At 71.6% G+C, this 25,261-nt stretch carries 25 protein-coding genes, 2 tRNA genes and 1 pseudogene; 17 read left to right on the top strand and 11 right to left on the bottom strand.

The annotated features are described in order from the left end of the window. Nucleotides 1–15 precede the first annotated feature (15 nt). The 3 genes from ABT147_RS11020 to ABT147_RS11010 all read left to right on the top strand — a co-directional run bounded on the left by ABT147_RS11020 (nt 16) and on the right by ABT147_RS11010 (nt 2,579). A tRNA-Met gene (locus tag ABT147_RS11020) sits at nt 16–89 on the top strand. A 171-nt stretch (nt 90–260) separates the two neighbouring features. Next, nucleotides 261–2,267, top strand: a complete 2,007-nt coding sequence (locus ABT147_RS11015; RefSeq protein ID WP_351404254.1) for a tetratricopeptide repeat protein — start codon at nt 261–263, stop codon at nt 2,265–2,267. A 238-nt stretch (nt 2,268–2,505) separates the two neighbouring features. Then, nucleotides 2,506–2,579 (top strand) — tRNA-Met (locus tag ABT147_RS11010). 114 nt (nt 2,580–2,693) lie between these two features. On the opposite strand, the gene ABT147_RS11005 is transcribed toward ABT147_RS11010, so the two are convergent. From ABT147_RS11005 to hisN, 3 genes are all read right to left on the bottom strand, one after another. Next, a complete protein-coding gene (locus ABT147_RS11005; protein ID WP_351404252.1) occupies nt 2,694–3,110 on the bottom strand; it encodes a Fur family transcriptional regulator in 417 nt (138 codons plus the stop codon). Nucleotides 3,111–3,328: 218 nt separating this feature from the next. Beyond that, complete coding sequence (locus ABT147_RS11000) at nt 3,329–3,721, bottom strand: CBS domain-containing protein (RefSeq protein WP_086758175.1); 393 nt, start codon at nt 3,719–3,721, stop codon at nt 3,329–3,331. A 203-nt stretch (nt 3,722–3,924) separates the two neighbouring features. Beyond that, nucleotides 3,925–4,725 carry a histidinol-phosphatase gene (hisN, locus tag ABT147_RS10995; RefSeq protein ID WP_351404249.1) on the bottom strand — a complete coding sequence of 267 codons (801 nt, stop codon included), beginning with the start codon at nt 4,723–4,725 and terminating at the stop codon, nt 3,925–3,927. Nucleotides 4,726–5,421: 696 nt separating this feature from the next. On the opposite strand from hisN, the gene ABT147_RS10990 reads away from it, so the two are divergent. Next, nucleotides 5,422–6,045 carry a TetR/AcrR family transcriptional regulator gene (locus ABT147_RS10990; RefSeq protein WP_351404612.1) on the top strand — a complete coding sequence of 208 codons (624 nt, stop codon included), beginning with the start codon at nt 5,422–5,424 and terminating at the stop codon, nt 6,043–6,045. A 22-nt stretch (nt 6,046–6,067) separates the two neighbouring features. On the opposite strand, the gene ABT147_RS10985 is transcribed toward ABT147_RS10990, so the two are convergent. The 4 genes from ABT147_RS10985 to ABT147_RS10970 all read right to left on the bottom strand — a co-directional run bounded on the left by ABT147_RS10985 (nt 6,068) and on the right by ABT147_RS10970 (nt 9,743). After that, nucleotides 6,068–6,391 carry a DMT family transporter gene (locus ABT147_RS10985; RefSeq protein ID WP_045559048.1) on the bottom strand — a complete coding sequence of 108 codons (324 nt, stop codon included), beginning with the start codon at nt 6,389–6,391 and terminating at the stop codon, nt 6,068–6,070. A gap of 145 nt (nt 6,392–6,536) precedes the next feature. Then, nucleotides 6,537–7,550, bottom strand: a complete 1,014-nt coding sequence (rsgA, locus tag ABT147_RS10980) for a ribosome small subunit-dependent GTPase A (protein WP_351404247.1) — start codon at nt 7,548–7,550, stop codon at nt 6,537–6,539. Nucleotides 7,551–7,566: 16 nt separating this feature from the next. Beyond that, nucleotides 7,567–8,907 carry a 3-phosphoshikimate 1-carboxyvinyltransferase gene (gene aroA / locus ABT147_RS10975; protein ID WP_351404245.1) on the bottom strand — a complete coding sequence of 447 codons (1,341 nt, stop codon included), beginning with the start codon at nt 8,905–8,907 and terminating at the stop codon, nt 7,567–7,569. Nucleotides 8,908–9,020: 113 nt separating this feature from the next. Continuing rightward, the gene (locus ABT147_RS10970; RefSeq protein ID WP_351404243.1) at nt 9,021–9,743 is read right to left on the bottom strand and encodes a M50 family metallopeptidase; all 723 of its coding nucleotides are present in this window, start codon (nt 9,741–9,743) and stop codon (nt 9,021–9,023) included. Nucleotides 9,744–9,793: 50 nt separating this feature from the next. Between ABT147_RS10970 and ABT147_RS10965 the strand changes: the two genes are divergently transcribed. From ABT147_RS10965 to rsrA, 4 genes are all read left to right on the top strand, one after another. Beyond that, entirely contained in the window at nt 9,794–10,609 is an 816-nt protein-coding gene (locus ABT147_RS10965; protein ID WP_351404241.1) for an SOS response-associated peptidase, read from the top strand. Nucleotide 10,610: 1 nt separating this feature from the next. Then, on the top strand, nt 10,611–11,258 hold the full coding sequence (locus ABT147_RS10960) for an alpha/beta hydrolase family protein (RefSeq protein ID WP_351404239.1): 648 nt from the start codon (nt 10,611–10,613) through the stop codon (nt 11,256–11,258). A 268-nt stretch (nt 11,259–11,526) separates the two neighbouring features. Then, the gene (gene sigR, locus ABT147_RS10955; protein WP_013000816.1) at nt 11,527–12,198 is read left to right on the top strand and encodes an RNA polymerase sigma factor SigR; all 672 of its coding nucleotides are present in this window, start codon (nt 11,527–11,529) and stop codon (nt 12,196–12,198) included. Then, entirely contained in the window at nt 12,195–12,506 is a 312-nt protein-coding gene (gene rsrA / locus ABT147_RS10950; protein WP_060883359.1) for a mycothiol system anti-sigma-R factor, read from the top strand. Before sigR ends, rsrA begins: the two co-directional genes overlap by 4 nt. 86 nt (nt 12,507–12,592) lie before the next feature. On the opposite strand, the gene ABT147_RS10945 is transcribed toward rsrA, so the two are convergent. Then, nucleotides 12,593–12,958, bottom strand: coding sequence for a hypothetical protein (locus tag ABT147_RS10945; RefSeq protein WP_351404236.1), 366 nt, complete (start codon nt 12,956–12,958; stop codon nt 12,593–12,595). Nucleotides 12,959–13,154: 196 nt separating this feature from the next. Between ABT147_RS10945 and ABT147_RS10940 the strand changes: the two genes are divergently transcribed. The 8 genes and pseudogenes from ABT147_RS10940 to def all read left to right on the top strand — a co-directional run bounded on the left by ABT147_RS10940 (nt 13,155) and on the right by def (nt 20,317). Next, nucleotides 13,155–13,496, top strand: coding sequence for a hypothetical protein (locus ABT147_RS10940; protein WP_351404234.1), 342 nt, complete (start codon nt 13,155–13,157; stop codon nt 13,494–13,496). Continuing rightward, entirely contained in the window at nt 13,493–14,329 is an 837-nt protein-coding gene (locus ABT147_RS10935; protein ID WP_351404232.1) for a hypothetical protein, read from the top strand. Before ABT147_RS10940 ends, ABT147_RS10935 begins: the two co-directional genes overlap by 4 nt. After that, the gene (locus ABT147_RS10930) at nt 14,329–14,850 is read left to right on the top strand and encodes a hypothetical protein (protein ID WP_351404230.1); all 522 of its coding nucleotides are present in this window, start codon (nt 14,329–14,331) and stop codon (nt 14,848–14,850) included. Before ABT147_RS10935 ends, ABT147_RS10930 begins: the two co-directional genes overlap by 1 nt. Nucleotides 14,851–14,903: 53 nt before the next feature. Then, nucleotides 14,904–15,293, top strand: coding sequence for a roadblock/LC7 domain-containing protein (locus tag ABT147_RS10925; RefSeq protein WP_351404228.1), 390 nt, complete (start codon nt 14,904–14,906; stop codon nt 15,291–15,293). Nucleotides 15,294–15,507: 214 nt separating this feature from the next. Beyond that, a pseudogene (locus ABT147_RS10920) lies at nt 15,508–16,830 on the top strand (HD-GYP domain-containing protein); the annotation flags it as partial. A 332-nt stretch (nt 16,831–17,162) separates the two neighbouring features. Next, nucleotides 17,163–18,392 carry an HD-GYP domain-containing protein gene (locus ABT147_RS10915; protein WP_351404226.1) on the top strand — a complete coding sequence of 410 codons (1,230 nt, stop codon included), beginning with the start codon at nt 17,163–17,165 and terminating at the stop codon, nt 18,390–18,392. Nucleotides 18,393–18,519: 127 nt separating this feature from the next. Continuing rightward, nucleotides 18,520–19,524 (top strand): tetratricopeptide repeat protein, encoded by a 1,005-nt coding sequence (locus ABT147_RS10910; RefSeq protein WP_351404224.1) that lies wholly within the window; start codon nt 18,520–18,522, stop codon nt 19,522–19,524. Nucleotides 19,525–19,666: 142 nt separating this feature from the next. After that, complete coding sequence (gene def, locus ABT147_RS10905) at nt 19,667–20,317, top strand: peptide deformylase (protein ID WP_351404222.1); 651 nt, start codon at nt 19,667–19,669, stop codon at nt 20,315–20,317. A gap of 34 nt (nt 20,318–20,351) precedes the next feature. Here def and ABT147_RS10900 read toward each other — a convergent pair whose 3' ends face one another. Beyond that, a complete protein-coding gene (locus tag ABT147_RS10900; RefSeq protein ID WP_351404220.1) occupies nt 20,352–21,314 on the bottom strand; it encodes a GlxA family transcriptional regulator in 963 nt (320 codons plus the stop codon). 93 nt (nt 21,315–21,407) lie between these two features. On the opposite strand from ABT147_RS10900, the gene ABT147_RS10895 reads away from it, so the two are divergent. Then, entirely contained in the window at nt 21,408–21,629 is a 222-nt protein-coding gene (locus tag ABT147_RS10895) for a hypothetical protein (RefSeq protein ID WP_351404218.1), read from the top strand. Nucleotides 21,630–21,780: 151 nt separating this feature from the next. Here ABT147_RS10895 and ABT147_RS10890 read toward each other — a convergent pair whose 3' ends face one another. Next, complete coding sequence (locus tag ABT147_RS10890; protein WP_351404216.1) at nt 21,781–22,791, bottom strand: ribonucleotide-diphosphate reductase subunit beta; 1,011 nt, start codon at nt 22,789–22,791, stop codon at nt 21,781–21,783. Beyond that, complete coding sequence (locus tag ABT147_RS10885; RefSeq protein WP_351404214.1) at nt 22,791–25,214, bottom strand: ribonucleoside-diphosphate reductase subunit alpha; 2,424 nt, start codon at nt 25,212–25,214, stop codon at nt 22,791–22,793. The genes ABT147_RS10890 and ABT147_RS10885 overlap by 1 nt, the downstream gene beginning before the upstream one ends. Nucleotides 25,215–25,261 lie beyond the last annotated feature (47 nt).

The raw sequence follows: 25,261 nt of genomic DNA, 5'->3' as shown, positions 1-25,261 counted from the left end.
GTTGCAACACAACGGCGCGGGGTGGAGCAGCTCGGTAGCTCGCTGGGCTCATAACCCAGAGGTCGCAGGTTCAAATCCTGTCCCCGCTACTGAAGTTGAAGGCCCGGATCCTCTAAAGGATCCGGGCCTTCGACGTGTTGCCTGGGGCGGTGGCGAAATCTGTGTTTGACTTGTCGCTCTGTGGGCATGTCGACAAAACGCTGTAGTGACCTCAATGGCTGCGGTATACCAGGTGTACCCAGGTTGCAGGTGGTGCGACGATGGACGTTATGGGGGACAAGGCAACTCTGTTGGAGACAGGGCGGTTTGCGCAGCCTGCCGACTTTGCGCTGCCTGCCGCCGACTCCGTGCTGCCCGCCGAGTCCGCTTCGTCGGCCGATTCCGTGCAGGCGGCGGACGAGGACGAGACGGGTGACGCCGTAGAGGAGGCACGTCAGCGGCTCGCCGCCGAAGCCGGCGACGCCGAGGCGATGAGCGTCCTCGGAGCGATGCTGCTGCGCCGCGGCGACCTCGACGGAGCCGAGCCCTATCTGCGGGGCGCCACCGCCGCCGGGGACCGCGCGGCCGCCAACAACCTGGGTGTCCTGCTGCATCAGCGCGGATACGCCGACGAGGCCGCCAACTGGTGGCGGATCGCGGCCGTCGCCGGCTCCGCAGCGGCCGCGCACGCGCTCGGACGGCACCACCGTGAGCGCGGCGACGAACCGGCCGCCGAGTACTGGCTGCGCCAGTCCGCCGAGCAGGGGCACGCACTGGGCGCGTACGCCCTCGCCGACCTGCTGGAGCACCGCAGCGACGGCACCGCCGAGCGATGGATGCGGGTCGCCGCCGAGCGTGGCCACCGCGAGGCCGCGTACCGGCTCGCGCGGGCGCTCGACCACATCGCCGAGCAGGAGGAGCGCGCGGCCGTGCGCGAGGGGCGCAGAATCGCGCGCGCGGCGTTCGAGATCGGGAGCGCGAGCCGTGAGGCCGCCCGCGAGGGCCGTCCCGTCGTACGAGAAGGCCGTGCCGCCGCCGTGCGCGCGGGGGAGCCCGGTGCCGACAACGGTGTCGGGGCCGCCGCCGCGGAGGCCGAGCAGTGGTACCGCCAGGCCGCCGCGCGCGGGCACCGGCGGGCCGCGCTGCACCTCGGGGCGATCCTGGAGCGGCGCGGGGAGCTCAAGGAGGCCGGGCGCTGGTACCTGACCTCAGCCAAGGACGGCGAGCCGCGCGCCGCGTGCGCGCTCGGGTTCCTGCTGCGGGACGCGGGCGACACAGAGAGCGCGGCCGTGTGGTGGCTGCGGGCCGCCCAGGACGGCGACGGCAACGCGGCGAACGCCCTGGGCGCGCTGCACGCCGAGCGCGGCGAGACACAGACCGCCGAGCGGTGGTACCGCGCCGCGATGGACGCCGGGGACGTCAACGGGGCGTACAACCTCGGGCTGCTCTGCGCCGAGCAGGGGCGGACCGCGCAGGCCGAGCAGTGGTACCGGCGCGCCGCGTACGCCGGGCACCGGGAGGCGGCGAACGCGCTGGCCATCCTGTTGCTCCAGGTCGGGGACGCGTCCGGGGCCGAGCCGTGGTTCTCCAAGGCCGCGGAGGCCGGCAGCGTGGACGCCGCCTTCAACCTGGGCATCCTCTTCGCCGGGCGGGGCGACGACGTCAAGGCGCTCGTCTGGTACGAGCGGGCCGCTGCCGCCGGGCACACCGAGGCGGCGCTCCAGGTCGCCATCGCGCGGTTGCGGGACGGCGACGAGCGGGCCGCCGAGCGGCATCTGCGGTGTGCCGCCGGCGGGGGCAGCGCGGAGGCGGCGTACCGGCTGGCCGCCGTGCTCGACGCGCGCCGGCCGCCCGCGCCCGCGCATGAGCTGGGGGAGCCGGTGCGGGAGAAGAACGAGTGCGAGGAGTGGTACGAGAGGGCCGCGTCGCAAGGGCATCGGCGGGCGCAGGTGCGGGTCGGGATGCTGGCGGCGGGGCGGGGCGATGTCGTCGAGGCGGCTCGGTGGTACCGGGTCGCCGCGGAGTCCGGGTCGCGGAACGGGGCCTTCAATCTGGGGCTGCTGCTGGCTCGCGAGGGGAGCGAGCCGGAGGCCGCGGTGTGGTGGGCCCGGGCCGCCGACGCGGGGCACGGGCGGGCGGCGTTGCGGCTTGCCCTCGTCTACGCGCGTCGGGGGGAGCTGGTGGAGGGGAAGCGGTGGGCCGACCGGGCCGTCGCCCTCGGGCCGGTGGAGGTCGCGGAGCGGGCGGCGCGGTTGCGGGACGCGTTGCGGGACGAACTGTCGGCGTAGGGGTTCGGGCGGCCGGGGCTGTGCTGCGCCGGTGCGAGGGGCCCGGAGGTGCGAGGGTGCCCGGTGCTGGGGCTGGGCCCGGGGCGGGGTTTCGCTCACCGGCGCTTGCCGGGTGCCGCCTGCGCCCACCCGTACCGCCCAGCGGCACGATTGCCCGCGGTTGGGAGGGGCGGCGTGGGCGGCTCTCTTAATGGATTTGCGCTGGTCGACGGGGCTGACGTAGTGTTCAGTTTGTCGACGCGGGGTGGAGCAGCTCGGTAGCTCGCTGGGCTCATAACCCAGAGGTCGCAGGTTCAAATCCTGTCCCCGCTACTGAAGACCCAGGGCCCGGAACCGATCAGGTTCCGGGCCCTGGGTGTGTCACGAGATGAATGAGACAGCCCCCGGCGGTTCTGGCGCCGGGGGCTTCGTCGTGTGTCGGTGGGGCTATGCCGTCGTGCAGGTCGGGCAGACGCCTCGGTAGGTGACCTCCACGGCCGAGACGGCGAAGCCGAAGCGCTCGGAGGCGGGGAGGTCGGCGAGGGGGTTGCCGGTGGGGTGCACGTCCCGGATCGTGCCGCAGCGGGCGCAGACCAGGTGGTGGTGCGGGCGGTGCGCGTTGGGGTCGTACCGCTTGGCGCGCCTGTCCGTGGCGACCTCGAGCACCTCGCCGAGGGAGACCAGCTCACCCAGGGTGTTGTAGACGGTCGCCCGGGAGATCTCGGGCAGTTTGGCGACAGCGCGCGCGTGTACCTCGTCGGCCGTCAGATGGACGTGTTCGCCGTCGAGGACCTCGGCCACGACGCGCCGCTGCGCGGTCATACGCCATCCGCGTCCGCGCAGCCGCTCCAGAAGGTCACTCATACCGGTCAGCGTAACAGTCGACGGGAACAGATCCCGAACAGGTGTGACTTTGGAGTTTGGCTTGACTTGGATTTAATCCAATATAGGATCTGTTCGATCAAGCTGGGCTTCGGCAGGCGCCCGGTGGCCGCCGTCCAGGCCCTGTGCGGCTCACCGGGGTTGGACCGTTTGCCGTTGAGGACGGGCCGGGATCTCCTTCGAGACCCCGGCCCGTTCGGCTATGCCGTCGCGTGCTGTCGGGCCGGGACCCAGCAGCGGATGATGTCGCGGACCGAGACGATGCCTATCGGGGCACCCTGGTCCAGGACGATCAGATGGCGGAAGCCGCCGTGGGTCATGGCGCGGGCCGCTTCCTCCAGGGTCCAGGACGGCGCCGCGAACACGACGTCGTTGGTGGTGTGGGCGTGGGTCCGCTCGGCGTCGGGGTTCTGGCCCAGGCCTACGGAGTTGAGGACGTCGCGTTCGGTCAGGATGCCGAGTCCGCCGGCGTCCGGGTCGAGGACCACGGCCGCGCCGATCCGGCGAGCCGACATCAGGGCGGCGGCCTGGCGGAGGGTGTGATCGGGGCCGATGGTGAGGACCACTGTGCTCATGGCGTCGCGGACGAGCATGGAGTTCAGCCACCTCCTAGGGAATCCGGTGAACGGCTGGGCAGCTGGTTCTGGGCAGCTAGTTCAAGGATTCACAAGTTCACAAGTGGGGGGACTCTCAATGTGGCAGGCAAAGCGGAGGTCAACAAGGGGGCGTGCGTGGTCAGTTCGGGGCGCCCCGGGATCACTCGGGGGCCCCGTACGCATCGCGAGCCGCTGTTCGTTCAGTAGCGCTGGCTCAGGTATCCCAGCAGTTCGTCGTGGAGCAGGCCGTTCGAGGCCGCCGCGTTGCCGCTGTGCGGGCCGGGGCGGCCGTCGAGACCGGTGAAACTGCCGCCCGCCTCGGTGACGATGATCGCGTTGGCGGCCATGTCCCAGAGGGAGAGCTCGGGTTCGGCGCAGATGTCCACGGAGCCCTCGGCGACCATCATGTACGGCCAGAAGTCGCCGTACGCGCGCGTGCGCCACACCTCGCGGGTCAGGTCCAGGAAGCCGTTGAGGTGGCCTCGGTCCTCCCAGCCGCTGAGGGAGGAGTACGCGAAGGAGGCGTCCGACAGCTCGGCGACGCGGGAGACGTGCAGGCGGGAGGCCGAGCTGAGGCTGCGGCCGGTGAAGGCGCCGTGGCCCTTCGCGGCCCACCAGCGGCGGCCCAGGGCGGGGGCGGAGACGACGCCGACGACGGGCTGGTAGCCGCCCTCGCCCGCCTCCATCAGGGAGATCAGGGTGGCCCAGACGGGGACGCCGCGGACGTAGTTCTTGGTGCCGTCGATCGGGTCGACGACCCAGCGGCGGGGGCCGGTGCCGTCGAGGCCGAACTCCTCGCCGAGGACGGCGTCCCGGGGGCGGGCGCGCTGGAGTTGGCCGCGGATGAGTTCCTCGGCGGCCTTGTCGGCTTCGCTCACCGGGGTCATGTCCGGCTTCGTCTCGACCTTGAGGTCGAGGGCCTTGAAGCGGGCCATGGTGGTCGCGTCGGCGGCGTCCGCGAGGACGTGGGCGAAGCGGAGGTCGTCGAGGTAGTCGGCCATGTGGCGAACGGTATCTGTCGAGGTCGGTGCGGGGCTACAGGGGGCCGGGGGTCGGGGGGCGGTTGGGGGCGTGGGGGTCGGGGCGGTGGATCGGTCGGGCGCCCTCCGCTGGGGCCGGGCTCGGGCGGGGTTTCGCTCACCGGCGCTTGCCGGGTGCCGCTGCGCCCACCCGTGCCGCCCCAGCGGCACGATTGCCCGCAGCTACGACTGGCACGGTTGCCGCGGCTACGGCTGGTGCGATTGTCCGCAGCTGCGACCGGCACGATTGCCCGCAGCTGCGGCAGGCACGATTGCCGCGGCTACGACTGGCGCGGTTGTCCGCAGCTACGGCTGGTGCGATTGCCCGCAGCTGTGACCGGCACGGTTGCCCCCAGTTGCGACCGGCGCGACCGTCCGCAGATGTGGCAGGCGCGATTGCTCGCAGTTGTCGCTGGGTGCGAATGTCGCCCGTCGTGGTGGGCACCCGAGTTGATGTTGCTGTCTGGTGGGGTGTTTCGGGGGCTTGCGGTTCTGCGGTCGCCGTTGTCTCTGCGGCTGTGTCGTGGTGGGCGGTGGGCCTCGGTGGGGTGTTCTTGGTGTGGGGCGCGCGTGTTGGCTGGTGTGCGCCCCTGGGGGCCGCCGCGAACCCTTGACAGTGACTTGATGCGCGTCAAATGTGAGGGCCAGAGCCGCCCGCTCGCTCTTAGGGAGGCGATGATGCCTGCAGCGCGGGAATCCTTGTTGGACGCCGCTTACACGGCACTGGTGCGTCGGCCCTGGTCGGCCGTGCGCATGGTGGACGTGGCGGCGGTGGCCGGAGTGTCACGTCAGACGCTGTACAACGAGTTCGGCAGCAAGGACGGGCTCGCCCGGGCCCTGGTGCGGAGGGAAGCGGACGGCTATCTGGCGGGCGTCGACCGGGCGCTGGCCACCCCCGCCGACACCCGGGACCGACTGGCCGCGACCGCCGAGTGGACCGTGGCGGCCTCCCGGAACAACGCACTCGTTCGAGCCATGCTCACCGGCTGCTGGAGCGAGCGGCTGCCCTCGCCGACGCTCTCGGCGGTGCCCTCGTCCTCCGCGGTGCCGGCGCAGCGCCGCGCGGACGGGCCGTTGCCCGCGCCCGGCGACTTCGTGGCCCTGGTGCGTGAGCGGGCCGTCGCCGTGCTCTCCGCGCCCGGTACGCCCAGGTCGGACACGGGGGAACTGGCCCGTTCCTGCGAACTCGCCGTGCGGCTCGCCCTGTCGTGCGTGGCGGCGCCCCCGGGCGAGGGGGGAGTCACCGATCTCGTGCGGACGGCGCTGCCCCGGCAGTTGAGCCGGCCCCTCAACCACCTGTAGTCGCGGGGGCGACAGCCGCGAACTAGTGCGCCGAGCCCGACAGTTGCAGTCCCACGACCCCCACGATCACCAGGCTGATCGAGACGATCTTCAGGGTCGACACGATGTCACCGAGGAAGATCATCCCGTAGATCGCGGTGCCGGCCGCGCCGATGCCCGTCCAGACGGCGTAGGCGGGGCCGACGTCGAGCTTCTTCAGGGAGAGGGTCAGCAGGCCGAAGCTGCCGAGCGCGAAGACGCAGAAGGCGACCGTGGGCCAGAGTCTGGTGAAGCCGTGCGAAAGTTTCAGACAGACGGCGAATCCGGTCTCCAGAAGTCCCGCCACCACCACCAGCAGCCACGCCATGTCTAGTCCTCCCGTGGGCCCACGTTCCGTGACCGCTTCGACTGTTCTCGACTTCTAGGCTTCTCGGCTGATCTCGTCTGGTCTGGCTCCGACTTGGTGCGATTATGCACTTACCGGGTGGAGAGGGGCGCAAACAACGCGGAGGTCAGTCGCCTTCCCGTCGTTCGCGTGTCGCGAGGAGCCTGCGCAGGGAGTAGAGGCGGGCCGGGTCCGCGTGACCGTCCGCCACCCACTGGTCCAGCGCGCAGTCCTGTTCGTCGTGACTGCACGCACGCGGACAGCCCTCCGTGCCCGGCACCAGATCCGGGAAGGCGTTGATGACCCGGGACGGGTCGACGTGGGCCAGCCCGAACGACCGTACGCCCGGAGTGTCCACCACCCAGCCGCCGTGCGAGTCCGCCAGCGGCAGGGCCAGCGCCGAGGTCGTGGTGTGCCGGCCGCGGCCCGTCACCGCGTTCACATGGCCCGTCGTACGGCGGAGGTCCTCGGGGACGAGGGCGTTCACCAGGGTCGTCTTGCCCACGCCGGAGTGGCCGACGAAGGCCGTGACCTTGCCGTCGAGGTGTTCGCGGACGCGGTCGGCGGCGCCGCCCGTCTCCAGTTCCTCGCGGCTCGTCACGACGTGCGGGAGGTCGATGTGGCCGTAGGCCTCCAGGAGTTTGTCGGGGGAGGCCAGGTCCGACTTCGTGAGCACGAGCAGGGGGGCCAGACCGGCGTCGTACGCCGCCACCAGGCAGCGGTCGATCAGCCGGGGGCGGGGTTCCGGGTCGGCGAGGGCGGTGACGATGGCGAGTTGATGGGCGTTGGCGACCACGACGCGCTCGTAGGGGTCGTCGTCGTCGGCCGTGCGGCGCAGCACCGACGTACGGTCGGCGATGCGGACGATCCGGGCGAGGGTGTCCTTCTTGCCGGAGAGATCGCCGACGAGGGCGACGATGTCGCCGACGACCGCGGCCTTGCGGCCCAGTTCACGGGCCTTCATCGCGAGGACGACGCGGTCCTCGACGAGACAGGTCAGCCGGCCCCGGTCGACGGTGAGGACCATGCCCTCGGCGGCGTCCTCGTGCTTGGGGCGGATGTGCGTACGAGGACGGTTGCCCTTGCGGTTCGGGCGGCTGCGGATGTCGTCCTCGTCGGTGTGCTTGCCGTAACGGCGCATGATCCCGGTCCGCCCGTCAGTTCTTCCCGAGCATCGCGGCCCACATTTCGGGGAAGTCCGGCAGGGTCTTGGCCGTCGTCGCCACGTTCTCGATGCGGACGCCCTCCACGGCCAGACCGATGATCGCACCGGCGGTGGCCATGCGGTGGTCGTCGTAAGTGTGGAAGACACCGCCGTGCAGCGTCCGCGGGCGGATGTGGAGGCCGTCGGCGGTCTCGGTGACATCGCCGCCGAGTTCGTTGATCTCCTTGGTGAGCGCGGCCAGGCGGTCCGTCTCGTGGAGACGGAGGTGGGCGACGCCGCGCAGGGTCGAGGGGGAGTCGGCGAGGGCGGCGACCGCCGCGATGCCCGGGGTCAGCTCGCCGACCTCGCTCAGGTCCACGTCGATGCCGTGGATCGAGCCGGAACCGGTGAACACCAGTCCGTACTCGGTCAGTTCGCAGGTGCCGCCCATCTCCGAGAAGATCTCGCGGAGCTGGTCACCGGGCTGGGTGGTGCGGGCCGGCCAGTCGGGGACGACGACCTTGCCGCCGGTCACCATGGCCGCCGCCAGGAACGGCTGGGCGTTCGAGAGGTCCGGCTCGATCGTCAGGTCGCGGCCGAGCAGCGCGCCCGGTGTGACCCGCCAGACGTTCGGCTCGCCGCCCGACTCCGGGGTGTCCACCTGCGCGCCGACCGAGCGCAGCATGTCGACCGTCATCCGGATGTGGGGGAGGGAGGGGAGGGTCGCGCCGATGTGGCGGACCTCCACGCCTTGGTTGAAGCGGGGGGCCGAGAGGAGGAGCGCCGAGACGAACTGCGACGACGAGGACGCGTCGATCGCCACCGGGCCGCCGTCCAGGGCGCCGCCGCCGTGGACCGTCAGCGGGAGCGCGCCCCGGCCGTCGTCGTCGATCCGGGCGCCGAGGACGCGCAGGGCGTCGATCACGCCGTTCAGGGGGCGCTCGTACGACCGGGGGTCGCCGTCGAAACGGATGGGGCCGTCGGCGAGGGCGGCCACCGGGGGGAGGAAGCGCATGACCGTGCCCGCGTTGCCGACGTCCACCGTGGCCGGGCCCTGCAGACCGGTGGGCAGAACGCGCCAGGCCTCGCCCGTACCGCCGGAGCCGCCGGTGGCGGCGGAGCTGGAGGAGACGGTCTCCTCGATGCCGACGCCCATCGCGCGCAGCGCCGCCGCCATCAGGAGGGTGTCGCGGGAGCGGAGGGGGCGGCGCAGCCAGCCCGGCTCGCTGGCGAGGGCGGCGAGGACGAGGGCGCGGTTGGTGACGGACTTGGACCCCGGGACGTGGACCGTCGCGTCGACGGCTCCGCTCGCGGTGGGGGCGGGCCAGAGGGCGGGTTGTGCGTTCAGGGCCATGCAGCCACTTTAGTGGGGCTTCGCCCGAGGGGGTGCCTCGTGATCGCCGTGGGCGACCGCGGGTTCGTCGTGGCTGGTCGCGCGGTTCCCGCGCCCCTGACAGCAGGTCGGCCCTACAGTCCCAGCAGCCAGCGGCCGCCGCCCATCAGGGCGCACAGTGACACCACGTGGAACATCACGAGCCACACCGTCGCCGGCAGATGGGTCAGGCGGGACAGTTGGTCCGCGTCGGAGTCGCCGGCTCCGCCCCGGCGGCGCTTGGCCTGGAGTTCGAAGGCCGGGCGTACGCCCCCCAGGAGCAGGAACCAGACCACCGCGTAGGCGAAGGCGGCCTGGACCTGGGGGCCGGCCAGCCAGGAGACGACCACGAAGGTGCCGCCGGTGACGACGACCGTCAGGGCGCCGTAGGCGTTGCGGATCATGACCAGCATGGCGACCAGCAGGACCGTGGCGAGCCAGAGGAGGAGGGTGATGCGGCCGGAGCCGAGGAGGGCGGCGCCGCCGAGGCCGAGGAGCGGGGGCGCGGTGTAGCCGGCGGCGGCGGTGAGGATCATGCCGATACCGGTGGGCTTGCCGCGGCTGACCGTGAGGCCGCTGGTGTCGGAGTGCAGCCGGATGCCGGTCAGGGTGCGGCCGGTGAGCAGCGCGATCAGACCGTGGCCGCCCTCGTGCGCGATGGTGATGGCGTTGCGCGAGAGCCGCCAGACGCCGTGCGGGACGATCGCCGCGAGCGCGGCGACCGCGGTGGCTATGACGACCCAGAGGTCCGGGTCGGGCTGGGTGCCGAAGACTTCGTCCCACAGGCTGGCCAGCGAGGTGGCTGCGGTGCTTTCCATGTTCTGTGGTGGCTCCCTCGGGTCGCTTCGGATCTGGCAGTGTGGCACTTATGTGCGGACGGTATGCGTCGAGTCGTAGGCCCGAGGATCTCGCAGGAATCTTTGAGATCGAGAAGTGGGAGCCGGAGGAGACTCTGGAGCCGGATTACAACGTGGCTCCCACCAAGGAGGTCTACGCGATTCTCGACCGCCCTGTGAAGGACGCCGACGACAAGAGGCCGGTTCGCCAGCTGCGGAAGCTGAAGTGGGGTCTGGTCCCGTCCTGGTCCAAGAGCCCCGAGGGCGCCGCCCGGATGATCAACGCCCGTGCGGAGACCGTGCACGAGAAGCCGTCGTTCCGCCGAGCCTTCGCCACCCGGCGCTGCATCCTGCCCGCCGACGGCTACTTCGAGTGGGTCACCGCCAAGGGCGAGCGGGATCTGGAGGTCGAGGGGAAGAAGAAGCGGCCGCGCAAGCAGCCGTACTTCGTGCTCCCGGCCGACGGCTCCGTCTTCGCGATGGCCGGGCTGTACGAGTTCTGGCGGGACAGGACGCTGCCCGACGATCACCCGGGGGCCTGGTGGGTGACCTGCTCGGTGATCACGACGGAGGCCGAGACGACCCCGCTGGCCGTGGCCCCGGCGGACGGCCCGCACGCGCTGGCCGAGATCCACCCCCGGATGCCGCTGATGCTCACGCCCGACCGCTGGGACAGCTGGCTCGATCCGGCCCGTACGGACCTCGACGACCTGCGCGGACTGCTCGACCCGCCGCCCGCCGGTCTGATGCGCGCCTACCCCGTTTCCACGGCCGTCAGCAACGTCCGCAACAACAGCCCGGAGCTGTTGACCGAGCTGGAGGGGCCCGAGGAGGGCACACTCTTCTGACGTGAGCGAGATCGAGGCAGCAGAGCGGGAAGAGATCGAGACCGCGGCCGGTACGGCCCGCGTCACCTGGCACGCGGCCGAGCGGCCGAAAACCGTCCTCGCCGTCAGCCATGGCGCCGGTGGTGGCATCGAGGCGCGGGATCTCCAGGCCCTCGCCGCCGTGCTCCCGGCGCACGGCGTGACCGTCGCCCTGGTGGAGCAGCCGTGGCGGGTGGCCGGGAAGAGGCTCGCGCCCGCGCCGAAGACGCTGGACGTGGGCTGGCGGGGCCTGTGGCCCGCGCTGGTGAAGCCGGGGCTGCCGGTGATCGCGGGCGGGCGGAGCGCCGGCGCCCGGGTGGCCTGCCGTACGGCGACGGAGATGGGCGCGGCGGCCGTACTGGCGCTGAGCTTTCCGCTGCACCCGCCGGGCAAGCCGGAGAAGTCGCGGGCCGACGAACTGCTCGGGGCCGGGGTGCCCACGCTCGTCGTCCAGGGCGGGAACGATCCGTTCGGCAGGCCGGAGGAGTTCCCGGTGGGCTCGTACGGGCTCGTGGAGGTGCCGTACGGCGATCACGGGTTCGCCGTGCCGAAGCGTGCGCCCCTCGGGCAGGAGGAGGCGCTGACGGTGATCACCGACGGTGTCGTGGAGTGGATCGCGTCACTCGGGTGACGGGCCGGGCGGCCGGTGGGAATGCCGAGCGGCGGGGCTCTGTTGTGCGGATCAGACAGCGCGAAAGACCGTGCTGACCGCCGTAGGAGAGGAAGTCCGCCGCATGGGTTCGACCTATTGCCCGAGCCGCAGCAGCCGCGCTGACCTGGACTGGACAGTGCTGCACGCGGCCAAGAGCGGCCCTGTTCGGGCGGCGGCGGGCATGGATCGTCGTCTATCCTCCGATTCTGGTGGTACCGGTTTCGGTACCGCACAGACGCTGGAGGAGGTGGGTCCGGTCACTGGGACCGACGCAGGGACCGAACGGGGCCAGGCGGAGCAGCCCGAGGGCACCGAGACCGCCGCGGAGCGCAGCGCCCGTTTCGAGCGGGACGCCCTGGAATTCCTCGACCAGATGTACTCGGCCGCGCTGCGCATGACGCGCAACCCGGCCGACGCCGAGGACCTGGTGCAGGAGACGTACGCGAAGGCGTACGCGTCCTTCCACCAGTTCCGTGAGGGCACCAATCTGAAGGCCTGGCTCTACCGCATCCTCACGAACACCTTCATCAACTCGTACCGCAAGAAGCAGCGCGAACCCCAGCGCTCGGCGGCCGAGGAGATCGAGGACTGGCAGCTGGCGCGTGCCGAGTCGCACATGTCGACCGGGCTGCGTTCCGCCGAGTCGCAGGCGCTCGATCACCTGCCCGACTCGGACGTGAAGTCGGCGCTGCAGGCGATCCCCGAGGAGTTCCGCATCGCGGTCTATCTCGCCGATGTCGAGGGCTTCGCGTACAAGGAGATCGCCGACATCATGGGGACACCCATCGGTACGGTGATGTCCCGGCTGCACCGCGGTCGCCGTCAACTGCGCGGCATGCTGGAGGATTACGCCCGTGACCGTGGCCTGGTCCCGGCCGGTGCCGGAGAGTCGAACGAAGCGAAAGGCTCGGGCTCATGAGCTGCGGAGAGCCGCACGAGACGGATTGCAGCGAAATCCTGGATCATCTCTACGAGTTTCTCGACCGGGAGATGCCCGACGCCGACTGCACCAAGTTCGAGCACCACTTCGAGGAGTGCTCGCCCTGCCTGGAGAAGTACGGGCTCGAACAGGCCGTCAAGAAGCTGGTCAAGCGGTGCTGCGGGCAGGACGACGTGCCCACCGATCTGCGGGCCAAGGTGATGGGCAGGATCGATCTGATCCGGTCGGGGCAGACCGTTCCCGAGCATGATGTGACCGCGTCGCCGGTCACACCGCAGGAGAGCTGAAGCTGATTTCTGAGCCCGTTCCGGGGCGGCTGTGCGGCCGTCCCCGGAACGGGCTCAGTTGTGTGCGGCGCGGGGGCGTGGCGGGCTCAGACCTCCAGGCCGTTCTCGATGCGCTTCAGGCCGTGCCGGGCCAGTGCCAGGTTGCTGCGCGAGCGGTCCAGCGCCAGGTAGAGGAAGAGCGAGCCCTTGCTGCTGGTCAGCGGGCGGATCAGGTGGTACTGCCGGCCCAGCGTGATCAGGATGTCCTCGATCACGTCGTTCATGTCCAGCGACGCCAGCGTGCGCATCTTGGAGCGCACGACCTCGGTGTTGCCGGCCGCCGCGAGTTCCAGGTCGAGGTGCTGGCCGCCGCCGAGGGCGCCGAGCGACATACCGCTCTCGTAGTCGACCAGCGCGACACCGATCGCACCGTCGAGGGTCATGGCTTCCTTGAGCGCGGTCTCGATGTTCATATTGCTGCCCCAATTCCTCAGTGCTGCTGACCGGTCACTGTCCGGCCAACTACGATCGAACACGAGTGACCCACCGGTCACAAACATCAACTTTTTTGCGTGTTACGGAAGTTGGCGTTCAAAGTACTGTGCGGCGCGTGGACGTGGAGGGCGAATGGGGGGACTTGAGAAAAGGAAGCCTGCGCTCCAGGCCTCCTTGGACCGGCTTCTCGACTCTCCCGGCGTCACCGGAGTCGCCCTCGTCGACGCGGTCACAGGCCTCACCTACGCGGTCGCGGGCGACGCCGCCGAGGTGGGGACGGGGGCGGAGTGCTCCGACCTCGCCTCGCTCATCTCCGAGCGGCTCGGCGCGGCGGGGGCCGAGGGGGAGTTGGAAAGCGTGGTCATGACCAGCAGGCGACGCCATCAGGTGCTGCTCTCCGTGGACCGGCCGGGCGGTGATCCGCTGCTGCTGGCGGCCGGTCTCGACCGCGACCGGGCGAACGTGGCCCTGGCGATGCGCAGCCTCGGCGACCGGGCCCGAGAGGTGCTGGCGTGAAGACTCCCTCGGCGCGCAACGTCCCCGCGCTTCTGCAGGCACTGCACCAGGAGGGCTACACCGGGACCGTACGGGTCTCCGGCTCCCCTGGTGGCACGATTCACCTCCGGGACGGCCTGATCGGCGCGATCGAGACACCGGGCGCGCCGACCGCGACGTCCACACTGCTCGCCTCGGGCCGGATCGACGACGACGCCTGGCTGGCGGCCTGCGCGGCCGAACCCGACGCCGACCGGCTCGACTCGCACCTGTCGGCCGCCGGACTGATCGGCGCCGCCGAGCTGGAGGTCTTCTGCACGGCCGCCGTGTTCGACGGTGCCTTCGCGATGACGCTCAGCCCGCCCGGCGGCTGGGAACTGGACGAACGGCAGCCCACCCTCCTCGCCCGGCCCGGCATCGCGCCGAGGCCCCTGGCCGAGGAGACCACCCGCCGCATGGCGCTGCTGACCCGGCTGTGGGGGCCGGCGGGCGAACTGGCCCGCGTCCGGCCCGAACCGGTCACCGGCCGCGGCACCCCGGAATCCGACGGCCGGCTGACCCGACGCCACCGCGACCTCGTCGAACACGTCAACGGCCGCCGCACCCCACGTGACATCGCCTTCGCCCGGGGGCGCGGCCTCTACGCGGTGATGCTGGACCTCATCCGGCTGGAATCGCTCCAGGCCGTCCGATGGGAGACCAGGACCGCGCCCGACAACCGGCCCAGCACCGCGCCCCGGATCCCACAGGGGCAGCCGACGGCCGCTGAAACGTCACCGAGAGCCGGTCCCCTGCCCAGACGCAGGCCCGGTGGAGGCTCTCCCACCGGAGACCTCGGAGCGAAGGACGGGTAGTGAGCCCCAACAAAGACCCGGCCCGCAAGCGCCGCATACGCAGCAAGGCCGCCCGCCTCCGACGGCGTTCGGCCTCCGGAGCGGCCGCGGACGACCGCCCGGTCCCGACCCCCGAAACCCCACCGCCCGCCACGACCTCCACGCCCACAGACGCCCCACCGCCCGCCGCACCCGTCCCCACGACCGCGGCACAGCCGCCGTCCGCCGAGCCCGGTGGTACGGCGACCCCACAGTCACCGTCCAGCCCCTCCGGCGTCGCCGCCGGGGAACCGCCGTCGCGCGCCGAACCCGCTCGCGTCGCCGCCGGGCCGCCGCCGTTACCCGTGCGGGGCGCGGCACCGGTTCCCGCAAGCGCCGGGGACGCCACGCCGGACAACCCGGCCGTGCCGCCCCCCTTCCCGCCCCTGTCCCTGCTGTCGGCCGAGGAACTGCTCGCCGACCAACCCTCCGTCGAAATGCTGCGGCGCGTCCGCCGCGGGCTGCGGGCTCTCCCCGAGTCCGACCGGCACCTGTCCGACTGAGCCGCTCGGACCGCACACCCACCGCAGTTGTCTGGACCAAGGAGCACGTGCCCATGACCGCACACGCATCGACCGAATCGCTGACCGGCATCCTGGCCTCGTTGCGTGACCGGGTGATGGGGGTCGCCGAGAGCGTCCTGTCCACCGTGGACGGGCTCCTCGTCGTCGCCGACGTCGACAAGGTCCATCCCGAGTCCGTGGCCGCGCTCGCCGCCGCCACCCTCGGCGTCGGCCGCCGCATGGCCGACCAGTCCGGCGTCGGCGCGCTCCGCGAGGTCGTCGTCCGGTGCGGCGCCGGGCACGTCATCGTCGTCGCCGTCGGCGAGCGCACCCTGTTGACCGTGATGGGCGACGACGGCCTCGACCTCGCCGCCTTCCAGCGCGAGTCCCCGGCGACCGTGGAGCAGCTCAACAAGGTGCTCGCGGCGGACGTTGCGGGCTGAGACGGGCGGACGTGGCGGGCTGAGACGCGGACGTGGCCGGCTGAGACAGGCGGACCCGGCGTACAGGGACGGGCGGACCCGGCGTGCGGGGACGCAACGGTGTTGTCACTCGAAGGAGTTAATCCGGCCATCGTGACCCCATGGATTCACCCGTAGCCGTCCCCGCCCGCTCCCGCCCGTCCTAGGCTCCGGAACCTGAACTCGGGAGGGTGCCATGGGGCCGGTGCCGGCATGGGCACGTGTGTACGTCGCCTGTGTCGTCCTCGGTGCCCTGGCCTGTCTCGCCCCGTTGCCGGGCCTCCGTGTCCCGTGGTGGGCGGTGGCCCTGCTCGCCGCGCTGTACGCCGGGTGCGAGCAGATCACCCGGTGCCCCTTCATGGGCCACCGCGCCCCCACGGGCATGGGCACCTTCTTCCCGGTCCTCCTCGCCGGGGCCTTCCTGCTGCCGCCACCCGCCGCCGCGCTCGTGGCCGTACCGGGGGCGCTGATCTCCCGGGTCGAGCAGCGGCCGCGGTGGCTGCGGCGAATCTGGCGTGCGGGCCGGCTCGCCCTCGCGGTGGGGGCCGCCGCGGGGGCGCACGAGGCGCTCGGCGGCCGGGACGCGGTCGCCGCCCCCGACTTCCCGTACGCGCTGCTGCCCGCCGGGGCCGCTGCGCTGGTGTTCTGCGCGGTGCTCACCCTGCTCGACGGCGGCATCCTGGCGCTCGCCGACCGGGTGCCCGCGCGGGGAGCCTGGAAAGGGCTCTTCTGGCGGTCGGTGGCGCCCGTCGTCGTGCACGGGCTCGCCGGGCTGATGATGGCCGTGCTGTGGCGCAGCCCGTACGGGCCCGTCGCCGCGCTGCTCGTGCTGCTGCCGATGTACGTGTCCTGCTGGGTGTTCGCGCAGTACCACCGGGAGCGCGCCGCGCACCGGGCGACCATCCGCGCGCTCGTCCAGGCCGTCGACATCAAGGACGGTTACACGCGCGGGCACAGCGAGCGGGTCGGGCAGGCGTCCCTGCTGATCGCGCGGGAGCTGGGCATGGACGACGAGCGGGCCGAGGTCCTCCGGTTCGCCGGGATCCTGCACGACATCGGCAAGCTCGGGGTTCCCACGCGGCTGCTGCGCAAGGACGGGCCGCTGACACCGGAAGAGCGGCGGGTCGTCGAACTGCATCCCGAGTACGGCCACGAGATGGTGCGCGGGATCGCCTTCCTCGGGGAGGCCCGGGCGGCGGTCCTGCACCACCACGAGCGGCTGGACGGCAGCGGATACCCCTACGGGCTGGCCGGCGGCCAGATCCCCGAGTGCGCCCGGGTCGTGGCGGTCGCCGACGCCTTCGACGCCATGACCTCCACCCGCTCCTACCGCCGGGCCCGCCCCGTCACCACCGCACTGGCCGAACTGGAGCGGTGCGCGGGGACACAGTTCGACCCCCTCATGGTGGGGGCGCTGACACGGGCCCTCGACCGGCACGGATGGCACCCGGCCGTGACCGCCGACCCCTGCGGAAACGTACCGCCACATGCGGCGGCGTCCGGGGCCGGGCGGGGCGCAGGCCAGGCGCGGTCGGGGCGGGCGCAGGCCGGACAGGCAGAGAGGGAACGGGCGGAGCCAGGTCGGGCAGAGAGGGAACGGGCAGAGAGGGAACGGGCGGAGGTAGGCCAGGGAGAGGCGGGTCGGGCGGGGCCAGGTCAGGCGGAGGCGCGCCCGGCGGAAGCAGGCCGAGCGGAGGCGGGTCGGGCGGGGCCAGGTCAGGCGGAGGCGCGCCCGGCGGAGGAAGGCCGCGCGGAGGCGGGCCAGGTCGAGGCGTGCCCGGCGGAAGAAGGCCGAGCGGAGGCAGGGCAGTCGGAGGCAGGGCAGTCGGAGGCCGTCGGCAGGCGGGCGCCGTGAGCCTTCTCGTTCTCCTTCGCTCCGGCGCCCTCCTCCTCACCCTCCTCGCCCTCGCCCACACCCTCTGGCACGGTCTCGACGAACCCGGTGTCGCTCTGGCGTTCGGGGTGCTCGTGCTGGTGGGGGAGCTGTCGCGGTGGCGCGGGGCGGAGGGGCGGGAGGTGGCTCCGCTCGGGGCGGCCGGGGCGCTGGCGTACGCCCTGCTGGGCGAGAACGGCGGGCGCGCGGCCGGGCACGGGGTGTTCCAGATCGTCGCCGTCGTCGTCGCGGCGGCCCTCCTCGGATGTGTGCCGCATGTGGCGCGGGGGTGCGGGTCCACCGTCGATCACCTCACCCGGCGCGTGCTCACCGTCGCCTTCGCCGCCCTCTGCTTCCAGCCGCTGTACGACCGGGGCGGGCCGCCGGAGTGGCACGGTCCCTCCTATGTACTGCTGCTCGTCGCGCTGCTCGTGGTGACCGCGCTGTGCGACGCCGTGCTCGCGGCGGCCATGGCGCACGCCCGGACCCGGTGGCCGTTCGGGCCGCTGCTCAGGGACGAACTGCGGGCGCTGCCGGGGATCGGGTCGGCGGTGTGCGCGACCGGGGTCGTCATGGCACTCGCGGTCGGCGTCGTCGGACTGTGGGCGCTGCCGGTCTTCTCCCTCCCCCTCCTGCTCGCCCAGCTGTCGTTCCGGCGGTACACGGCCGTACGCGCCACCTACCGACAGACCATCGCCTCGCTCGCCCGGGCCACCGAGATCGCCGGACACACCCCGCCCGGGCACGCCCGGCGGGTGGCCGTCCTCAGCCGTGCGGTGGGGCGTGAGCTGGGGCTCGGTGAGCCGGAGCTGACCGTGCTGGAGTACGCGGCGCTGATGCACGACATCGGCCGGCTGAGCCTCGTCGACCCCGTGCCGGCTGGGGCCACCGCCGGGCTACCGGCGGCAGAACAGCGCCGGATCGCGCTGCTGGGGGGCGAGGTCGTCCGGCGGACCGGGGTGGACACCGAGGTCGCCGTGGTGGTGGAGCGGCAGGCGGATCCGTACCGTGAACAGCCGGTCGGCGCGCGAATCGTGCGGGCCGTGAACGCATACGAGGAGAAGGTCCGGGCAGCAGGGCCGGGAGGCCCGCTCAGGGCGTTGGAGGAACTGCGGCTGGGGACGGCCCGGGACTATCACCCGGAGGTGGTGGAATCGCTCGCGAGGGTACTGTCGAGAGACTGTCTGACCCTGCCCGAGGTGGGGTAACCCATGGGTAATGAGCGGCCCTCCACGCGGTCGTGGTTGGATGCGAGGGAGAGGGTGTACCGGGGGCGACGGCCAGCCCACTCCGACGGAACTGGCAGGCGGGAACCGTAACTGGCAGGCGGGAATCGTGAGGATCTTCGGCAAGGGACGGCATCGGCCCTCCGCCTCTTGGCGGCAGGCCACCGATCGTGCGTTCACGCTGATCGGCGACGGTCGGTACGAGGACGCGGGCGCGCTGCTGACACGTGCCGCGGACCTGGAGCCGTGGCTGTCCGAGTCCTGGTTCAACCTCGCGCTGCTGCACAAGTTCCGGCACGACTGGGAGCAGGCGCGGGCGGCCGGTCTGCGCGCCGTCGCGCTGCTCGACCGGGAGACCGGGGCGCCCGACTGGTGGAACGTGGGCATCGCCGCGACCGCCCTGCAGGACTGGCCGCTGGCGCGCCGGGCCTGGCAGGCGTACGGGCTGCGGGTGCCCGGAGGCGCGTCCCGGCCGAAGCCGGGGGGTGCCGGGGACAACGGCGAGCCGGTGGGCATGGACCTCGGCAGCGCGGCCGTACGGCTCTCGCCGGAGGGTGAGGCCGAGGTGGTGTGGGGGCGGCGGCTCGACCCCGCGCGGATCGAGGTGCTCTCCATTCCGCTGCCGTCGTCCGGGCGGCGCTGGGGCGAGGTCGTCCTGCACGACGGGGTGCCGCACGGGGAGCGGACCACCGCCGCGGGGCACGCGTATCCGGTGTTCGACGAGATCGAGTTGTGGGCGCCGTCGCCGGTGCCGACGTGGGTGGTGCTGCTGGAGGCCGCGACCGAGTCGGACCGGGACGCGCTGGAGCGGCTCGCGGCGGACGCCGGGTTCGCGGCGGAGGACTGGTCGTCGTCGGTGCGGTTGCTGTGCCGGCTGTGTTCGGAGTCGCGGATGCCGTCCGACGAGGGTGACGGGGAGCATCTCGATCCGCACGATCACAGTGAGCCGGGGCATCCCGGGCCGCTGGGGCATGTGACGGACGGGCAGCTGTGGGCGCCGGAGCGGGAGTGCGGGGTGGCTGCGCCTGCCTCGCTGGTTCGGGGGTTGCTGGACGGGTGGGTCGCCGACAGCCCTGATTCCAGGGATTGGCGGGATCTGGAAGAGGTTTGTTAGGGGGCTTGCGGTTCGTTTTCGGCCGCGGGTCCGGTGGGGCTTCTCGCGCGGTTCCCCGCGCCCCCAAAAGACGGGGCGTGCTCCCCGTACCCTGTATCAGCAACTTCACCGCTTGTTGTTTTGAGGAAGGCGTACGTCTGTCATGGCCCAGCAGGACACCGATCAGCAGCACGTGGGCGTGCTCCCCGTCGATGACGAGGGGTTCGTCGTCGACACGGAGGACTGCGAGGAGCGCGAGCAGGCGTACCGGGAGCGTGGCACGTCTCTGCCGATCACCGTGGTCGGGAACCCGGTGCTGCACAAGGAGTGCAAGGACGTCACCGAGTTCGGCGACGAGCTGGCGAAGCTGGTGGACGACATGTTCGCCAGCCAGCACACCGCCGAGGGCGTGGGCCTGGCCGCCAACCAGGTCGGCGTCGACCTGAAGGTCTTCGTCTACGACTGCCCGGACGACGAGGGCAAGCGGCACACCGGTGTGATCTGCAACCCCAAACTGGTCGAACTGCCCGCCGAGACCCGCCGGTTGGACGACAGCAACGAGGGCTGTCTGTCGGTGCCGACCGCGTACATGCCGCTCGCCCGCCCCGACTACGCCGAGGTCACCGGGCAGGACGAGAAGGGCAACCCGATCAAGGTGCGGGGCACCGGTTACTTCGCGCGGTGTCTGCAGCACGAGACCGACCACCTGTACGGCTACCTGTACATCGACCGGCTCTCCAAGCGCGAACGCAAGGACGCGCTGCGGCAGATGGCCGAGAACGAGCCCCGGTACCCCGTGGTCGCCAACGACTGAGCCGCCCCACCGGGTCACGCCGACCGGCCTGCCGTCAGGCGGCCTCCGGGCCCCGGAAGGTCCGGCGGTAGGCCTGCGGGGTCGTGCCCAGTGACCGGACGAACTGATGGCGCAGGGCGGCGGCGGTGCCGAAGCCGGTGCGCCAGGCGATCGCGTCCACCGTCTCGTCCGTCGCCTCCAGCAACCGCTGGGCCAGCAGCACCCGTTGACGCAGGATCCAGCGGTACGGCGTGGTCCCGGTCTCCTGCTGGAAGCGGCGGGCGAACGTGCGCGGGGACATGTGCGCGCGGGCGGCGAGCTGCTCGACGGTGACCTCCTCGTCGAGGTGCTCCTCCATCCACACGAGCACCTCGCCGACCGTGTCGCACTGCGAGCGGGGCAGCGGTCGCTCGATGTACTGCGCCTGTCCGCCGTCGCGGTGCGGCGGCACCACCATCCGCCGGGCGATCCGGTTGGCGACCTCCGGCCCCTGCTCCTTGCGGACGATGTGCAGACAGGCGTCGATACCGGCCGCCGTGCCCGCCGAGGTGATCACCGGGTCCGCGTCCACGTACAGCACGTCCGGTTCGACCACCGCCCGCGGATACTGCCGGGCCAGTTCCTCGGAGTGCCGCCAGTGCACCGCGCACGGCCGTCCGTCCAGCAGCCCGGCCGCGCCGAGCACGAACACCCCCGAGCACACGCTCAGCACCCGGGCACCCCGGTCGGCGGCCCGGCGCAGCGCGTCCAGCAGCTCGGCCGGGTAGATCCGGTGCACATAGCTGTCGCCCGCCGGTACGACGACCAGGTCGGCCTCTTCGAGCCGGTCCAGGCCGTACGGCGTCGAGACCGTGAACCCGGCGTGTGTCCGCAGGGTGGGGCCCTCCGCCGACGCGACCGCGAAGTCGTACACCGGCAGGCCCTCGTCGCTGCGGTCCAGTCCGAAGACCTCGCTGACGACACCCAGCTCGAAGGGATGCACTCCGTCCAGGAGGATGGCGGCCACGTTTTTCAGCATGCTGCCAGTGTGCCTCGCATGTGGCAGTAAATCGAGGCTGTACGGCAGTCCTGCCACTGTTGGTAAGGAGTATTCGGTACGACAGTGGTGTCCATGGATACGACACAGCTGCAAGGACTCATCGGAATGCTGGCCGTTCTCGGACTGCTCGCCCTGGTCGTACTGCCGGCGATCATCGGCGTCGCGCACGACCGGCGCGTCGACCGGCAGCTCAGGGAGGCGGAGGAACGTACCGCCGCCCTCGACGGGGCCGGCCCGGAGCGGTACGCCCGCGGCACCGCCGCGCACGCGCACCGCGTCGCCCGCGCCGCCTGACCCCGGGTGAAGATCGCCGAGGGCACCGAGGTGATCGTCACGGTGGGTGATCATCACGGCGGCGGGCAGCCGCCACCGGTACGTCCCCGGCCCGACGACGACCCCGAGGGTCACGTCGGCCGGGGACGCCGTCATCTGGAGGCGGACCGGCTCAGAAGTCCTCGTCCAGGTCCACGGTGCCCTCCACCGCGACCTGGTACGCGGACGGGCGCCGCTCGAAGAAGTTGGTCAGCTCCTGGACGCCCTGCAACTCCATGAAGGAGAACGGGTTCTCCGAGCCGTAGACCGGCGCGAAGCCGAGGCGGGTCAGCCGCTGGTCGGCGACGCACTCCAGGTACTGCCGCATCGACTCGGTGTTCATGCCCGGCAGGCCCTCACCGCACAGGTCGCGCCCGAATTGCAGCTCGGCCTCCACGGCCTCCTTCAGCATGTCCGTGACCTGCTGCTGGAGCAGGTCGTCGAAGAGCTCCGGCTCCTCCTTGCGGACGGTGTCCACCACCTCGAAGGCGAAGGACATGTGCATCGTCTCGTCGCGGAACACCCAGTTGGTGCCCGTCGCCAGACCATGCAGCAGGCCTCGGCTGCGGAACCAGTAGACGTACGCGAAGGCGCCGTAGAAGAACAGGCCCTCGATGCACGCGGCGAAGCAGATCAGGTTGAGCAGGAAGCGGCGGCGGTCCGCCTTGGACTCCAGGCGGTCCAGCTTCTCCACCGAGTCCATCCACTTGAAGCAGAACTCCGCCTTCTCGCGGATGGAGGGGATGTTCTCCACCGCCGCGAAGGCCGCCGTCCGGTCCTCCGGGTCGGGCAGGTAGGTGTCCAGGAGCGTCAGATAGAACTGGACGTGCACGGCCTCCTCGAAGAGCTGGCGGCTCAGATAGAGCCGCGCCTCGGGGGAGTTGATGTGCTTGTAGAGGGTCAGCACGAGGTTGTTCGCCACGATCGAGTCGCCCGTCGCGAAGAACGCGACCAGCCGGCCGATCATGTGCTGCTCGCCCTCGGACAGCTTCGCCAGGTCGGCGACGTCCGAGTGGAGGTCGACCTCCTCGACGGTCCAGGTGTTCTTGATCGCGTCCCGGTAGCGCTCGTAGAAGTCCGGGTAGCGCATGGGACGGAGAGTCAGCTCGAAGCCGGGGTCGAGCAGGTTCTGGTCGCTGGACATTACTGGCAGGCCTCGCAGGACTCGGGGTTCTCAAGGGAGCAGGCGACGGCGTCTTCCGAGCCGGCCTGCTGGACGGGGATGGTCGTTTCGGGCTGCCGGGCCTGGGCCTGGGCCGCGCGGGCGATACGGGTCGCCGGGCGGGAGCGCAGGTAGTACGTCGTCTTCAGGCCCGACTTCCAGGCGTACGAGTACATCGAGGAGAGCTTGCCGATGGTCGGCGTCTCCAGGAACAGGTTCAGCGACTGGGACTGGTCCAGATACGGGGTGCGGGCGGCGGCCATGTCGATCAGGCCGCGCTGCGGGATCTCCCAGGCCGTGCGGTACAGGTCGCGGACGTCCTGCGGCACCCAGGTGAAGCCCTGCACCGAGCCGTTGGACTCGCGCAGCGCCTCCCGGGTCTGCGCGTCCCACACTCCGAGCTTCTTCAACTCGGCCACCAGATACGAGTTGACCTGGAGGAACTCGCCCGACAGCGTCTCGCGCTTGAACAGGTTGGACACCTGCGGCTCGATGCACTCGTACACACCCGCGATGGACGCGATGGTGGCCGTCGGCGCGATCGCGAGAAGCAGGGAGTTGCGCATGCCCGTCGTCGCGACGCGCTCGCGCAGGGCCGCCCAGCGCTCCGGCCAGGTGAACTCGACGCCGTAGTGGTCGGGGTGCAGCACACCACGGGCCGTACGGGTCTTCTCCCAGGCCGGCAGCGGGCCGCCGCGCTCGGCGAGGTCGGCGGAGGCCTCGTACGCGGCGAGCATGATGCGCTCGGCGATCCGGGTGGACAGCGCCTTCGCCTCCGGGGAGTCGAAGGGCAGGCGCAGCTGGAAGAAGACGTCCTGGAGACCCATCGCGCCGAGGCCGACCGGGCGCCACCTGGCGTTGGAGCGGCCCGCCTGCTCGGTCGGATAGAAGTTGATGTCGACGACGCGGTCGAGGAAGGTGACGGCCGTGCGGACGGTCTCGTCCAGCCGCTCCCAGTCCATGTCGCCCGTCGCCCGGTCCACGAAGGCGCCCAGGTTCACCGAGCCCAGATTGCAGACCGCCGTCTCGCCGTCGTCCGTGACCTCCAGGATCTCCGTGCAGAGGTTGGAGGAGTGGACGACATGGCCCGGCTCGGCCGTCTGGTTGGCCGTGCGGTTGGCCGCGTCCTTGAAGGTCATCCAGCCGTTGCCGGTCTGCGCGAGGGTGCGCATCATGCGGCCGTACAGATCACGGGCGGGGATGGTCTTCTTCGCCAGGCCGTTCGCCTCCGCCGCGCGGTACGCGGCCTCGAACTCCTCGCCCCACAGGTCGACCAGCTCGGGCACGTCGGACGGCGAGAACAGCGACCACTGCTCATCGGCGTTGACCCGGCGCATGAACTCGTCCGGGATCCAGTGCGCCAGGTTCAGGTTGTGCGTACGCCGGGCGTCCTCACCGGTGTTGTCGCGCAGCTCAAGGAACTCCTCGATGTCGGAGTGCCAGGTCTCCAGGTAGACCGCCGCGGCGCCCTTGCGCCGGCCGCCCTGGTTCACGGCCGCCACCGAGGCGTCCAGGGTCTTCAGGAACGGCACGATGCCGTTGGAGTGCCCGTTGGTGCCCCGGATCAGCGAACCGCGCGAGCGGATGCGGGAGTACGACAGGCCGATGCCGCCGGCGTGCTTCGAGAGGCGGGCCACCTGGTGGTAGCGGTCGTAGATGGAGTCCAGCTCGTCCAGCGGGGAGTCCAGGAGGTAGCAGGACGACATCTGGGGGTGGCGCGTACCGGAGTTGAAGAGCGTGGGGGAGGAGGGGAGGTAGTCGAGGCGGCTCATCAGCCGGTAGAGCGCGGCGACTTCGTCGACGGCACGGGAGGTGTCGTCCTCGGCGAGGCCGCTCGCCACCCGCAGCATGAAGTGCTGGGGCGTCTCGATGACCTTGCGGGTGATCGGGTGCCGGAGCAGATAGCGGCTGTGGAGGGTGCGCAGGCCGAAGTAGCCGAAGCGGTCGTCGCCGGCCGGGTCGATCAGGGCGTCGAGACGCCCGGCGTGCACACGGGCGAACTCCGCCGTGCGGTCGGCGACGAGACCTTCCCGGTGGCCGACGGCGATGGACTCGGTGAACGTCGTGACCCCCTGCGAGGCGGCCTCGGCGCGGATGCCGATGGCCAGCAGCCGGGCCGCCAGCTTCGAGTAGGCGGGGTCCTCGGAGATGAGTCCCGCGGCCGCTTCCGTGGCCAGCTCTCGCAGTTCCACGATCATCTCGGCGGAGGCCGCACGCGAGGACCGGCCTCGCAACGCGGCGGCGGCGACCCGGCCGGGATCGGCGTCGGGGAGGTCGACGGTCAGCTCGGTCAGGGTCCGCAGCAACGCGGTCCCGGGACCGTCGGTCTCCGTCGCCGGTTCGGCTGAAGCCAGGTCGGCTGAAACCGAATCGGCTGAAACCGGGTCGGCTGGCGCGATGGTCACGTGGGGCTCTCCCTCGCTCGGCAAGGGGCCTTGCGGAGGGCAGGCGG

The sequence above is a fragment of the Streptomyces sp. NPDC001868 genome, from assembly GCF_040297125.1.
Taxonomy (GTDB): Bacteria; Actinomycetota; Actinomycetes; order Streptomycetales; family Streptomycetaceae; genus Streptomyces.
Note: the sequence above shows the minus strand (reverse complement) of the source record. Positions and strands in the feature narration are given on the sequence as shown.